Origin of the sequence: Clavibacter sp. (assembly GCF_014802555.1) — a bacterium.
Taxonomy (GTDB): Bacteria; Actinomycetota; Actinomycetes; order Actinomycetales; family Microbacteriaceae; genus Clavibacter; species Clavibacter sepedonicus.
The window spans coordinates 1-12,812 of the sequence record NZ_JAAVCB010000052.1 but is presented as its reverse complement, the minus strand read 5'-3'; the positions used below and the strand labels follow the sequence as shown (position 1 = coordinate 12,812).

Genomic DNA, 12,812 nt, shown 5'->3' with positions numbered 1-12,812 from the left:
GACGAGCATTACCGTGGGACATCGAGGCCTCCTGGCGATGGTTGAACTGAACAGCTCCATCAAGCCAGGAGGCCTCTTCACACGCCCCGAAGTGTCACCAACGTCATGGCCGAGTACACCAGGCCGGGAGCACCGGCCCGGTAGGCGAGGATGGACACCGTGACCGACGCCGCCTCCCCCGTCTCCCCCCTCCGCCTCCACGACACCGCCGCCCGCGGGTTCGCCTCCGACAACTACTCCGGGATCCACCCCGAGGTGCTCGCGGCCATCGCGGCCGCGAACGACGGGCACCAGGTCGCGTACGGTGGCGACGCCTACACGGCCCGCCTGCAGGAGGTCGTCGGCGAGCACTTCGGCCGCGGCGCCGAGGCGTTCCCCGTCTTCAACGGCACGGGCGCGAACGTCACCGGACTCTTGTCGATGCTGCCGCGCTGGGGTGCCGTGATCTGCGCGACCACGGCCCACATCAACACCGACGAGGGCGGCGCCCCCGAGCGCGTCGCCGGCATCAAGCTCCTCCAGGTGCCCACCGAGGACGGCAAGCTGACGCCCGAGCTCATCGACCGCGAGGCGTGGGGCTGGGGGGACGAGCACCGCGCGCAGCCGCTCGCCGTGAGCATCACGCAGACCACCGAGCTCGGCACCGTCTACACGCCGGCCGAGGTGCGGGCGATCGCCGACCATGCGCACGAGCGCGGCATGCGCCTGCACATGGACGGTGCGCGCCTGTCGAACGCCGCCGCCACGCTGGACGCACCCTTCCGCGCGTTCACGTCGGACGCGGGCGTCGACGTCGTCAGCTTCGGCGGCACCAAGAACGGCCTGCTCTACGGCGAGGCGATCGTGGTGCTCGACCCCGAGGCGTCCGAGGGACTCACCTACCTGCGCAAGCTCAACATGCAGCTCGCGTCGAAGATGCGGTTCGTGAGCGCGCAGCTGCTGGCGCTGCTCGGATCCGAGGTCGACGGCGTGCCGCTGTACCTCCGCTCCGCGCGCCACGCGAACGGCATGGCCGCGCGCCTCCGGGCCGCGCTCGAGGGCGTCGACGGCGTGGAGTTCACGCAGGAGACGCAAGCGAACGGCCTGTTCGCGATCCTCCCCGAGGGCGTCGCCGACCGCCTCCGCGGCGAGTTCCGCTTCTACGACTGGGATCCGGCCCGCCGCGAGGTGCGCTGGATGTGCTCCTTCGACACCACCGAGGACGACATCGACCGCTTCGCCACGGCGATCCGCCGGGAGGTCGGGGCGGGGTAGCGTCCCGTCGACGTCGACGGGACCCGAGGCCATAGCGGCGACCTTCGGCATCATCTGCGCGGTCTGGAGCGGTTTCGTCGAAGCAACGTCTGGTGACGGATCACCGCCTGCGCACAAGGTCGTCAGGAACGAAGCCCTGCAGCACGAACGCCCTGGCGGCTGAGCATCGGGGCCATCATCGCATCTGAACGAGGATCCCCTATCGGAACTTGACCATGACATGGCGATCCGTTCGGGGGGCGGGGCCCAATATGTAGTAGAGTCAACCCATCACGATCGGCCCGCTCGCCTTACGGCTCGGGCCGATTTTCTTTTCCCGGGAGCGCCCAATGGAGTATGCCAAGCCGTGGCTATCGATCGAGGACCAGATCGAGGGGCTCTCCCGTCGAGGCCTGGAGGTAGGGGACCGGCGCGAGGCTGGCGCCATCCTCCGGAACGTCGGGTACTACCGCTTGACCGGGTACCTCTACCCCTTCCGCCAGTCCGAGCGCTACGTCGATGACGACGGTCGCAAGCGCACCCGCATCCTGAGCTCCTACGAGCCTGGAGTCCGCATGGATGACGCTGCGCAGTTGATCGACTTCGATCGTGAACTGCGGATGCTTGTACTCGAAGGAGTCGAGCGCATCGAGATTGCTTTGCGCATGCAGCTCGGCTACTCGCTTGGGCAGCGGTCAGCGTTCGCGCATGAAGACGCTTCTGCCTTCCTGTCTGCATTCACAGATCCACAGATGGGCGAGGACGGTGAACCTGCACCAAGCCGTCATGAGGCATGGCTCGAACGCGTGCGGCAGCGACAGAACAACTCGGACGAGGCCTTCGTAGCCCACTTCCGCCACAAGTACGACGACCGCATGCCGATCTGGGCCCTAACCGAGATCCTTGAGCTCGGACACACCTCCCGCTTGTACGGTGGGCTGCGCAATGACATTGCGACGGAGATCGCCGGAGCGTTCGGTGTTCCTACGAAGCAGCTTATGCAGAGCTGGATCGCGACCATAAACTACGTCCGGAATGTTGCTGCGCATCATTCTCGTCTCTACAACCGAAAGCTTGTGAGTGCACTTAAGAGACCGAAGGGCAACACCGTCCCGCTCCTTGCGCACCTCACACAGGAGGAGGCACCGAAGCAGTTCGGCACCTACAGCGCCCTCGCGGTAATGGCCTACGTCCTAGAAACCGTGCACCCGGGCCGTGATTGGGCTGTCAGAGTAGCGGCCCTCCTCCGCAACTTCCCAACTACGGCCAGACTGAACGTGGGATCCATGGGCGTCGCCGCTGGCTGGATTGAGCAGGACCTGTGGAAAGAACGCGCCTGATCCCTGAGGGCGACGACGAGTTCGAATCTTTAATGCGTACCACTAGCCGCCCGGCGAACGGTTCCCTAACAAACTTTGATGCAGCGCCATCAGTGTCGCCTTCGCCGTCCCGGCATCGAGCTTTCCGCCGAGCGGGTCGGGCGGGTCGGCCGGGTCGGGCGGGTCGGGCGGGAGAATCTGATTGCCAGCGGTTGCTGATATGCTCGCGGCCACCGGCTAACCATGGTATAGATTCTTTACCCGAAAACAAGGTATCGACCCCTCTCGCACAAGAGGGCGACGAGAGTGGATCTAGATGTCAGACCTAAATGAGACCATTGCTTTGAATCCGATCACCACATCCAGCGTTCCGGTTGTACCAAAGGACGACTTGGGCCCGATCGGAAGCGCAACAGGTTTTATAGCGCGCGCTAACGGCCTCGACTATCTAGTGACCAACCGACACGTCGCGACGGGCCTCGATAACATTACGCACCGCAGCTTAGACACAGTAGGTCATAGGCGACCACGGTCGCTGAATTGGATCACACAAGGCACCACTGGCATCACGCACGATCACCAGGTGGACCTATATGACACCGACCTTCAGCCGCGATGGCTTGAGCATCCTCGCTTTGGAGCGTCCGCGGATATTGCCGCACTACCCCTCGGCCCGGAGGGAGCGACGGAACTTCATATGGCCCGTCCCGTCGATACGGCCTCTATGTCTTCGACGCCAAGCAGCTCCGCTCCATCCGTCAGGGTTACAAATTCGGTCCTTGTAGTCGGCTATCCTTGGGGCCACTCTGGCGGTCTGCCCGGGGCGGCTATCTGGACGCAAGGCGTTATCGCCTCCGAATTAGATCTCGAGGTCCTGGGCGATTTCCCGACTTTTTTTCATCGATAGCACAACCCACCAAGGCCTCTCGGGGGCGCCGGTGTACGTGCTGACTAACGAGCGCACGGTCTGGCATCAAGGCGCTACTGCGTCAACCATCGGTTGGCCGCCCGCCTCTATTTTCCTTGGTATCTACTCTGGTCGCGCCTGGGACGGATCAAATTTGGGCTACGTCTGGAAAGCGTCAGCCGTTGACGAGGTGGTGACGGCTGGCACGGCGGCGCTCTTCCCGGAGCGGGATGACTCCCGCTAGACACCTTGTCGCGAACATGCTCAGGTGCGCATCGGGCACTATCGCCGGAGTCATGCGCCGACGCCCTTTTTCTTTAACGCATCAGACTGATGCGTCCGGATTCAACCCTGTCGGATGCCCATCAATGCTCTGCGCATGGTGCAGATCGAAGTCCGACCGGTGGCGGCTACGGACCTGGCGGACATCGCGCTCAACCTCAGTTGCGCCGCAATGAACTGCCGTTCAGACATAGAGACCCGACTTGGCAACGAGAGCACCTAACCCGCGGAGCATTACGGCACTTTGGGCGGTTTCATCGACGCGGAGCGGTTTTTCTCTGCAAATAAGTTCTTCACGTTCGTTCGAGTGAGCCTAAGAGCAACGCATCTCGCTGCAACGACGGGTCACCCTAAGCCGGTCAACTTCCATCATTTTCCTCCAGGGCTATCTACGTCGACGAACCTAATGAACGAAGCAATTTAGGGCAGCGCAGTCAAACTGCCACGCTACTAATGCGGACGTGACACCACGAGACCCCGTCTCGATGGATGACCGCACACCGGACTCCGTGGGTGGCCGATATGCGACCGTGCCTTCACGGGTGCTCCTACCTCTATAGACCAGGCCGGTGATGAGTCTGGTAAAGGGGTTCTCAATGAAACACCCTCCGCGGCCTCTAAGTTCGACATCCCCTGGCAACAAACGACGACGGCCGGCCCCATCGGGAGCCGGCCGCCGCCGTGTCACGCGCGGGCGCGGATCACCCCGTGTTCTGCAGCCCCGCCGCGATGCCGTTGACGGTGAGCAGCAGGAGCCGGTGGTCCGGATCCGTCGGGTCGGCCTGGCCGGGAGCGGCCTGGCCGGTCGCAGCGGAGGCCGTCGTGCGCAGCGCACGGAGCGCGCGGAGCTGCAGCAGCGACAGCGCGTCGACGTACGGGCTGCGCAGACGCACCGCCCGGCGCAGCACCGGCCGGCCCTCGAGGATGTCGCCGCGCCCGGTGGCCTTGCGCACCCACTCGCGCGTGAGCTCCATCTCCTCGGTGACGAGCGCCGCGAGATCCGGCCGGTCGCCGAGCGCGAGGTAGCGCTCCGCGAGGCGGCCGTCGGTCTTGGCGAGCGACATCTCGACGTTGTCGATCATCGAGGTGAACAGCGGCCACTCGTCGTAGGCCTTGCGCAGCACGGCCTCGTCGCCGACGGCGGCCAGCGCCGACCCCAGGCCGAACCAGCCCGTGAGGTTGATGCGCGCCTGCGTCCACGCGAACACCCACGGGATGGCCCGCAGGTCCTCGAGCGACTCGACCGACAGGCCGCGGCGGGCGGGCCGCGAACCGAGCGCCAGCAGCCCGATCTCCTCCATCGGCGTGACCTGCGCGAACCACGGCGCGAAGCCGGGCGCCTTCACGAGCTCGAAGAAGCGGGCGCGGGAGGCCTCGTCCATCGTGCGCACCATCTCGGCGGATCCCTGCGCGGCGGCCGCGTTGCGCTCCTCGTTCGAGGGCGCGGACGCGAGCAGGGTCGCGGCGGCCATTTGCTCGATGTGCCGGGCGGCGATGCGCTTGTCGCCGTAGTGGGCGAAGATCACCTCGCCCTGCTCGGTGAGCTTGAAGCGGCCGTCGACGGATCCCGGCGGCTGGGCCCGGACGGCGCGGTCGGCCGGGCCGCCACCACGCCCGAGGGCGCCGCCGCGGCCGTGGAAGAGCGTGAGCTCGATGTCGTTCTCGCGCGCCCACGCGGCGATGCGGGCCTGCGCGTCGAACAGCGCGAAGGTCGCGGACACGGGCCCGACGTCCTTCGACGAGTCGGAGTAGCCGAGCATGACCTCGAGCTTCCGCCCCGTCTGCTCGAGGCGGGCCGCGACCTGGGGCAGCCGGATCATGCCGTCGAGGATCTCGGTGCTCGCGTTGAGATCGGCGAACGTCTCGAACAGCGGGATGACGTCGAGCACGGGCGCGTCCTCCGCGGAGCCGAGCGCGAGCGCGGCCAGCTCGTGCACCGTGCGGATGTCGTCGGCCGACTGCGTGAACGACACGATGAAGCGGCAGAAGGGCGCGACGCCGTGCCGCTCCTGCAGGCGGGCGAGGGCGCGGAACACGTAGAGCACCTCGACCGTCATGGGCGCGAGCTCGGGGACGGCGTCGCCCGACGCATCCGCCGCGGCCACGGCGAGCACCTCGCGGAGCGCCTCGCGGTGCACCTGCGAGTGCTGGCGCACCTCCATCTCGGCGAGGTGGAAGCCGAAGGTCTCGGCCTGCCAGATGAGGCCCTGCAGCTCGCCGCCCGCGATGCGGTGCGCGCCCGCGCTCCGGAGCGATCCCTGCAGCACGCGGAGGTCGGCGAGCAGCTCGGCGGCCGACGGGTAGGCGATGGGGTCGTCGTGGCGCTCGCGCGTGGCGGCGAGGCGGCCGGCGATCACGAGCAGCACGCGGCGGTGCAGCTCGGCGGGCGCGCGGGTGCCGATGCGGGCGGTGAGGTGCGGCGCGAGCGCGTCCTGCGCGGCGGCCAGCTCGCGGAGCTCCGGGCTCGGCGGGGTGTCGGCGTCGCCGAGCGTGAGGGATCGTCCGACGCGGAGGGCGACGCGCTCGAGGCCGAGCAGGATGTGCTCGCTGGCGATGCCCGCGGCCTCCTCGGTGACCGCGGCGGTGACGTACGGGTTGCCGTCGCGATCCGCCGCGATCCAGTTGCCGAGCCGGAAGAACGCGGGCGCGACCGCGTCGCGGACGCCGGCCTCCTCGCCGAGGAGCCAGTCGTCGAGCAGGCGGTAGACGCGCGGCACGACCTCGAACAGCGTCTGGTCGAAGACGCCCATCGCGGTGCGGACCTCGTCGAGCGGCGTGGGCCGCGTGGTGCGCAGCGGCGAGGTGCGCCACAGGCCGTCGATCTCCTCGAGCAGCCGGCGGTCGATGTCCGCACCGGTGAGCGTGCCGGCCATGGCCCCGTCGCGCTCCGTGAGCAGGTCGCCGATGCGGCGGATCCCCGTGGCCACCGCCCGCCGACGCGCCTCGGTGGGGTGCGCCGTGAGCACCGGGTGGAACCGCATCTCGCCGAGGCGGCGCATGGCCTCCTCGCGGCCGAGCTCCTCGGTGAGCGTGCCGACCGCGTCCGGGATGGAGTCGGGCACGAAGCCCGCCGCCGCCTCGCGCTCGCGGAGGACACGGACGCGGTGGTGCTCCTCGGCCAGGTTCGCGAGGTGGAAGTAGCAGGTGAACGCCCGGGCGACCTGCTCGGCGCGCTCGGGCGTGAACGTGGCAACGAGGCGCTCGGCGTCGTCGATGGAGGCGTCGCGCGCGCTCTCGTACGCGTCGATGACCAGCTCGCGCAGGCGCTCGACGTCGCGCAGCAGATCCTCGCCGCCGGACTCGCGGAGCACCTGGCCGAGGAGGCCGCCGAGGTGGCTGACGTCGGAGCGGAGCGCCGGCTCGACGGCGTCGCGCGTGCCGTCGCGGGTGGAGTCGTGCTCGAGGGGAAGCGGCTTCTTCGGGGGAGTCGTCACGGAGTCGAGGATACGGACAGCGCGCGGCCGATCCTGCGCATGACGTCCGAGGACGCGCGCTCCGGCCGCGGATCCGGCTGTGGAGGGCGCGCGAGGCGACCGGATCAGCTCGCGGCGGGGGCCGCCACGCGCTCGTCCCGCGGCATCCGCAGCAGCGCGTAGGCGGAGGCGGCGAGCAGGAGCACGGCGCCCGTGGCGAAGGCGACCGGGTACGAGAACGCGTCCGCGAGGAAGCCCGCGACCAGCGGGCCGACGATGGCGCCGAGGTCCGACACCATCGAGAACACCGCGACGGGTCGTCCGCTGCGGGCTCCCGCCGCGTCGCCGACCGCAGCGGCCGGGGCCGTGCCCATGAACGACGCGGCCGCGCCGTAGACGCAGAGCAGCACGGTGAGCACGACCATGTCGGGCGCGAACGGGATCGCGATCATCAGCAGCCCGGCGACCCCGTACGCGCCGACGATCGCGGGCCGGCGACCGCGCGTGTCCACGAAGCGCGCGGCGGGCGCGAGCGCGAGCGCCTGCACCACGGCGGCGCACGCGAACGCGATGCCGGTGGCCGACGGATCCGCGCCGATCACGGCGACGACGAGCAGCGGGATCAGCGCGCTGCGGACGCCCATCGACGCCCACCCGTTGCCGAGGTTCGCGAGCAGCGCCGCGCGGTAGCGCGGGTCGCGCAGCACGCGGCCGAACGGGATCACGACCTCGTCGGCGCCGGTGGCCTGCACCTCGCGCGTGCGCGGCCGGAGGAGCAGCAGGCCGATGACGCTGGCCACCGCGAGCGTGGCCGCGTAGAAGAAGAAGGGAGCGGTGAGCGAGATCTGCGCGAGCACGGCGCCGAGCGCGGGGCCGGCCATACCGCCGATGAGGAAGCCGCCCTGGTAGAAGCCGATCGCGCGGGCGCGTCGCGTGGGCTCCGTGGAGCCGAGCAGCAGCGTCATCGCCGCCACCGAGAACATCGCCGACCCGATGCCGCCGGCGCCGCGGAGGAGGAGGAGCTGCACGTAGTCCTGCGCGAGGCCCGCGAGGCCCGAGGAGACGGCGACGATCCCGATGCCCACCGCGAGCACCGTGCGCTCCCCGCTCCAGTCGATGAGGCGGGCGACGAACGGGCTCATCACGAAGCGCATCAGCGCGAACGCGGAGATGACCGCGCCGACCTCGAAGCTGCCGACCCCGAAGCTCTCGGCGTAGACGGGCAGCACGGGCACGACCACGCCGAAGCCGACCATCACGAAGAACGCGATGATGCCGAGGACGAGCACGTCGCGCGGGAGCTTCGCGCGCGGGGCGCGGGGTGCGCGCACGGGGCCGCGGGCGTCGGGCATGGCGCCGTCGCCGGGCTCGGGGGTGAGTGCGGATCCCGCACGTCGGAAGGACCGCATGGGGAAAGCGTACGTCCGCCCCGTCACCCTCCCAAACGACCTCAAGCGCCCCATCCAAGCCCACACGCGCAATTTAACTTCACGTATCCTTTGGAGAGATCTTCCCAGACCACCCCGAATGGGCTCTATAACCCGACAGCCTGCTTGCCTATTCTTCACTCTCCGCGTGAGTTATAACATAGCCCCAGCTTTCACCCACTTCGGTAGCGAGCTCCCTTGCCATCTTGTGGATGCTGAGCAGCACAGGATGGGTTATCTGCAAGCCTGCATGCTTAAAACCCACTGAGACTTGAGGTGCCTTTGAATATGTGAAACGCGGATCCCCCGTAACATTCTTTAGCGTAGCCTCCCAAAACCTGTTCGGATCGTCTACATAAAAGCGAAGCGCTCCATCTATCTCCGCGTTTTGCACTCCGCTGACTGTCGCCGTTACACGCAATTGGCCGGCTCTTTCGAGAGTCGTCTGAAGAACAGGAGTGAGGTACTCGATTTCCCCGCCCTCGTCCTCGAGGTACCACTCGTAGGCCATTGCGCTCGGCAAGAGCATCTCATGCTTATCGGCGTTAGAGAATACAGACAACTTGTTGAACGGGTGCTGATCCGCCTGCCCTCCCATGCGAACGGCTGGTACTTTGTGATGATCGCGCGATCTCCCGCGGACACGCCCGCCACGTTGGTACCAAAAGTCTTGCGTGCCACCGAATTGTTTTTGCTTTGCAGTGGGAATTGATGACTACGTGTGACGACTTTGCCTTCGCGTTCCAACATCACTACAAGCAGATTATCGAGGGCCGCCCTAATATTGCGCAACGCGTCACCGAGCACAAGGCCCATCTCCCGGGGAGGAACATCGCCACCAATAGCGGCGCCAAGTATCTTGGTTTCGGGATCGTAGACATCGAGCATTTCGAGGGTTGCCTCTTTGCGAAAAGCAACTTCTTGTCTCCGAAACTCGTTTATGGCCTTCGTGGCATGGCTAATTCGCAAAAATATTGGGGTGAGCGAGTACCCCGTAGGCGAAGGCTACAAAGCCTCGCCGCAGTAGCACCCTGACCCCTGCCCCCACAAGAGGGGACGCGTGATCTTCTTCAAGACGACTATTACGCGCTTCGCACCGCTGGATACCAGCTCCTTAGCGGCCTCGCCCCATGTCGGACCCCAGCTCGACCTCCGTGAAGATCGACCCCAGCAGCACGCCCGCGGGCGGCGACGTGTCCTCCCCGAGCTCCGGGAAGCGGTGGGCGAAGACCTCGGCGTCGTCCTCGGGGAGGTAGCCGATCGCCTCGCCCGCCGCGAGCGACACCCAGCGGCGCGTGTTCCGCGAGACGCCCCAGACGATGCGGTGGCCGGGCTCGTCCCACCGCAGCACGGCCTCGACGAGACGTGCCGCATCGCCTGGCGACAGCCAGGTCGAGACGCTGCGGGCCTGCGACGGCTCGGGCTCGGCCGTCATGATCCGCACACTCACCACGACGTGCCCGTGCCGGTCGGCGTACATGCTGCCGAGACCCTCGAGCAGCACCTTGCTCAGGCCGTAGAACGTGTCGGGCCGGGGTGCGGGCACGTCGTCGCGCGCGGCCTCGGTGGCGGGCAGGAAGCCGACGGCGTGGATGGAGCTGGCCGCGAGGATCCGCGGCACCCCCGCCCGCACGACCGCCTCGTGCACGGCGTGCGCGCCGTCGTTGTTCACCCGCTGGATCGCCTCCCACGGCCGCTCGGCCGCGTGCGCCGCGAGGTGCACCACGAGGTCGGATCCGCGGAACGCCTCGGTGCACGCGTCCACGTCGGTGGTGTCGACGATGGCCGAGGTCTCCCCCGGCGCGAGCGGCGTCGGCGGCGCGACCACGTCGAGCAGCCGCAGCTCGTGCCCGGCGGCGAGCAGGAGGTGGCGGATGCTCGTGGCGATCCGGCCGGATCCTCCCGTGATCGTGATCGTGCCCATGCGGATCCCCTCGTCGTCGAAGCGCCGCGCGGCGCGGCCGTCCTCCCATTTTGGCGTGGGGCAGGCCCGACGAGGAGGGCAGCGGCACCATGATCAGCGCCACGGTGCGTGCGAACACCAGCTCGTCGAGCCGCGTCGCCCGCCGGGCGAGCGGGTAGGCCGCAAGCGCCCCGAGCACGCACGTGTCAGCGGTGGCCGCGCCGGTGACGATCGAGCTCCTGCCCATCGCGCGCAGGATCCCGCCGTCGAAGGCCGCCGCGGTCAAGCAGTCCGCCGTGAGGCGGGCGGACGGGAGCCCGCGCGTCTGGACGAGGTCCCCCCTCCAGCGGACGCGCGAGGGCCCTCGCCCTCCGTAGCGTCGTGAGCACCCCGCGCTGGGCGGGGCGGCATGGGGGTGCCTCGATGGAGCGGTCAGACGCGGTCACGGTCGTCGTCGCGGCGGACGATCCGGCCCGGGCTCGCCTCTTGCGGGACGCGCTGGCGCTCGCGGACGACATCGCCGTCGTGGGCTACGCGCTCGGTCCCGACGGGTTGGACGACCTGCTCCGACTGGCCGCGCCCGAGGTCGTGCTCATGGACCGTGCGCTCTTCTCGGCACTTCGGGCGTCGGGCGTCGACGGAGTCGCCCCGTCGGATCCCTCGCCCCGCCCCGCCTGCGTGGTGGTGTGCGACTCCTTCACGCGCGAGGACGGCATCGACCTCGTGCGCGACGGCGCGCACGGGGCCCTCGATGCGCGGGCCCCCGTCGCAGCCCTGGCCGGGGCCGTCCATGTCGCCGCTGCAGGCGGATCCGCCGTCGCCACGAGCGGGATCTCCACCGTCGCCTGCGAGACCATCGGCATCACCCCACGCGAGGGTGATGTGCTCCAGGGAGTCTTGCTGGGTTGGTCGAACGCCGAGATCGCCGAAGAGATCGCGCTCAGCTCGGAGACCGTCAAGTCCCACGTCGCCTCACTGATGCGCAAGCTGGCGTGTCGCAATCGCGTGGCGCTGGCCGTGAGGGCGTACCAGATGGGCGCGAGGCCGTGACCCCCCGAACGGTCCGAGTATTCCCCCGCCTGGGGGATCCCTCCGCCGAGCCGCGTCCCTAGATTCGTCCATGACGTCGAACCCCGACCGGTTCCGGAGCTGGTCACCGACACATGGAAGCGGATGACATGAACACGAATCGCAGGACCCGCACCACCCGCCTGACCGCCGCAGCAGTCGCTGGCGCCCTGGTCTTCACCGGCCTCGGAGCCAGTGCCGCGACCGCGGCCCCCACGTCGGGGACCTCCACCGGATCGACCGTCACGCCCGGCACACCCGTGCTCCTCACGCAGGCGCAGTGGGCGGACGTGGCTGCGCGGGCCAGCGCCCAGGGCGACACCGCGGCCGCCGCGGCAGCGCAGCGCATGGCCGTCCCCGACAAGGGCCAGGTCTCCACGCAGGCGTGGGGCATGATCGCCAAGAATGCCATCAAGGCCGCCCTGCGGTACGGGAAGCCGTACCTGCCCGCCAAGATCCGGCCGTACGCCGACAAGCTCTACGACCTCATCGACGAGGTCGAGGGCATGGCCGAGGTCGGCATCTTCACGGCCCTCACCAGCGCGGGGCTGCCGCCGGACGTGGCGCGCTACGCCGCCCAGTGGATCGTCACGTTCCTCTGATGGGCTGACGGCAGGGCGCACGACGACGGACGGAACCGAGGAGGACACATGAGCACCGCACCCAGGCCCGGCATCACCGGAGGGGCGATCATGCTCCTGCTCCTCCTCGGCGCCGTCGTCGTCGCGTCCCTGCCGATGGTCGCCGGCCTCTTCGCCGGGGCGCTGCTGCCGCAAGCCGGCGGGCTCCGAGACGAGGTCGGCACCGCCCACCTCCTCCATCTGCTGTGGATCTACCCGCTGCTGTTCCTCGCCGGCACCGTCGTCGACGCGGTCGGGAAGCACGTGCGCGGCTCACGGCCGGCGGGCGTCATCGGCAGCGGAGTCGAGCTGGTGGTGCTCTGGGCGATCCTCAGCCTCATGCTCGGCGTCTACTTCGCTCGCGCGGAAGGCGCGGTCCTCGCCGCCGGTATCGCGATGCTCGTCTACTGGCCCTTCGTCAAGGGCATGGAGCGCAAGACAGCACGCCGCGATGCCGAGCAGGACAGCCCTCCGGACGGCGTCGCCACCGGATGAGCCGCGTCCGGTGGACTCCGCCGCGCCCCTAGCTGTACTGGGTCATGACGTTGGTGACACTCGGGCCGCGGGCGTGAGCCCGTGGCTTGAGTGGATTCGTTCAGTGTTGTAGTGCTCGATGAAGGGGTCAAGCGCGTCGGCCCGG

The 12,812-nt window shown here is 68.5% G+C and carries 11 protein-coding genes and 1 pseudogene; 6 read left to right on the top strand and 6 right to left on the bottom strand.

Annotated features, from left to right (window positions below; translation table 11 throughout):
- The first annotated feature begins 150 nt into the window (after positions 1 to 150).
- The gene (locus HDR73_RS05860; RefSeq protein ID WP_012299265.1) at positions 151 to 1,254 is read left to right on the top strand and encodes a threonine aldolase family protein; all 1,104 of its coding nucleotides are present in this window, start codon (positions 151 to 153) and stop codon (positions 1,252 to 1,254) included.
- Between the two features lie 329 nt (positions 1,255 to 1,583).
- Positions 1,584 to 2,573, top strand: a complete 990-nt coding sequence (locus tag HDR73_RS05855) for an Abi family protein (RefSeq protein ID WP_012299266.1) — start codon at positions 1,584 to 1,586, stop codon at positions 2,571 to 2,573.
- Positions 2,574 to 2,615: 42 nt separating this feature from the next.
- Here HDR73_RS05855 and HDR73_RS05850 read toward each other — a convergent pair whose 3' ends face one another.
- On the bottom strand, positions 2,616 to 2,786 hold the full coding sequence (locus tag HDR73_RS05850; protein WP_287136288.1) for a hypothetical protein: 171 nt from the start codon (positions 2,784 to 2,786) through the stop codon (positions 2,616 to 2,618).
- Between the two features lie 82 nt (positions 2,787 to 2,868).
- Here HDR73_RS05850 and HDR73_RS16530 point away from each other — a divergent pair, with 82 nt between their 5' ends.
- On the top strand, positions 2,869 to 3,459 hold the full coding sequence (locus HDR73_RS16530; RefSeq protein WP_086935904.1) for a trypsin-like peptidase domain-containing protein: 591 nt from the start codon (positions 2,869 to 2,871) through the stop codon (positions 3,457 to 3,459).
- A 983-nt stretch (positions 3,460 to 4,442) separates the two neighbouring features.
- On the opposite strand, the gene HDR73_RS05845 is transcribed toward HDR73_RS16530, so the two are convergent.
- The 4 genes from HDR73_RS05845 to HDR73_RS05830 form a co-directional block, all read right to left on the bottom strand.
- On the bottom strand, positions 4,443 to 7,175 hold the full coding sequence (locus HDR73_RS05845; RefSeq protein ID WP_094146268.1) for a phosphoenolpyruvate carboxylase: 2,733 nt from the start codon (positions 7,173 to 7,175) through the stop codon (positions 4,443 to 4,445).
- 104 nt (positions 7,176 to 7,279) lie between these two features.
- On the bottom strand, positions 7,280 to 8,563 hold the full coding sequence (locus HDR73_RS05840) for an MFS transporter (protein WP_223842624.1): 1,284 nt from the start codon (positions 8,561 to 8,563) through the stop codon (positions 7,280 to 7,282).
- Between the two features lie 148 nt (positions 8,564 to 8,711).
- Complete coding sequence (locus tag HDR73_RS05835) at positions 8,712 to 9,179, bottom strand: hypothetical protein (RefSeq protein ID WP_012299269.1); 468 nt, start codon at positions 9,177 to 9,179, stop codon at positions 8,712 to 8,714.
- A 516-nt stretch (positions 9,180 to 9,695) separates the two neighbouring features.
- Positions 9,696 to 10,505: an NAD-dependent epimerase/dehydratase family protein gene (locus tag HDR73_RS05830; RefSeq protein WP_012299271.1), complete on the bottom strand. Its 810-nt coding sequence runs from the start codon at positions 10,503 to 10,505 to the stop codon at positions 9,696 to 9,698.
- A 402-nt stretch (positions 10,506 to 10,907) separates the two neighbouring features.
- Here HDR73_RS05830 and HDR73_RS05825 point away from each other — a divergent pair, with 402 nt between their 5' ends.
- From HDR73_RS05825 to HDR73_RS05815, 3 genes are all read left to right on the top strand, one after another.
- A complete protein-coding gene (locus HDR73_RS05825) occupies positions 10,908 to 11,534 on the top strand; it encodes a response regulator transcription factor (RefSeq protein WP_094146269.1) in 627 nt (208 codons plus the stop codon).
- A 128-nt stretch (positions 11,535 to 11,662) separates the two neighbouring features.
- Positions 11,663 to 12,154: a hypothetical protein gene (locus HDR73_RS05820; protein WP_041464597.1), complete on the top strand. Its 492-nt coding sequence runs from the start codon at positions 11,663 to 11,665 to the stop codon at positions 12,152 to 12,154.
- A gap of 48 nt (positions 12,155 to 12,202) precedes the next feature.
- Positions 12,203 to 12,667: a hypothetical protein gene (locus tag HDR73_RS05815; protein WP_041464598.1), complete on the top strand. Its 465-nt coding sequence runs from the start codon at positions 12,203 to 12,205 to the stop codon at positions 12,665 to 12,667.
- Between the two features lie 42 nt (positions 12,668 to 12,709).
- Here the strand turns inward: HDR73_RS05815 and HDR73_RS05810 are convergent.
- Positions 12,710 to 12,812, bottom strand: a pseudogene (locus tag HDR73_RS05810) (IS481 family transposase); the annotation flags it as partial.

What these genes read in the sequence shown, in the direction of transcription:
- HDR73_RS05860 (WP_012299265.1), top strand. Translation starts at nt 151, where the DNA reads ATGGACACCGTGACCGACGCCGCCTCCCCCGTCTCCCCCCTCCGCCTC.
- HDR73_RS05855 (WP_012299266.1), top strand. Translation starts at nt 1,584, where the DNA reads ATGGAGTATGCCAAGCCGTGGCTATCGATCGAGGACCAGATCGAGGGG.
- HDR73_RS16530 (WP_086935904.1), top strand. Translation starts at nt 2,869, where the DNA reads ATGTCAGACCTAAATGAGACCATTGCTTTGAATCCGATCACCACATCC.
- HDR73_RS05840 (WP_223842624.1), bottom strand. Translation starts at nt 8,563, where the DNA reads ATGCGGTCCTTCCGACGTGCGGGATCCGCACTCACCCCCGAGCCCGGC.
- HDR73_RS05835 (WP_012299269.1), bottom strand. Translation starts at nt 9,179, where the DNA reads ATGGGAGGGCAGGCGGATCAGCACCCGTTCAACAAGTTGTCTGTATTC.
- HDR73_RS05830 (WP_012299271.1), bottom strand. Translation starts at nt 10,505, where the DNA reads ATGGGCACGATCACGATCACGGGAGGATCCGGCCGGATCGCCACGAGC.
- HDR73_RS05825 (WP_094146269.1), top strand. Translation starts at nt 10,908, where the DNA reads ATGGAGCGGTCAGACGCGGTCACGGTCGTCGTCGCGGCGGACGATCCG.
- HDR73_RS05820 (WP_041464597.1), top strand. Translation starts at nt 11,663, where the DNA reads ATGAACACGAATCGCAGGACCCGCACCACCCGCCTGACCGCCGCAGCA.
- HDR73_RS05815 (WP_041464598.1), top strand. Translation starts at nt 12,203, where the DNA reads ATGAGCACCGCACCCAGGCCCGGCATCACCGGAGGGGCGATCATGCTC.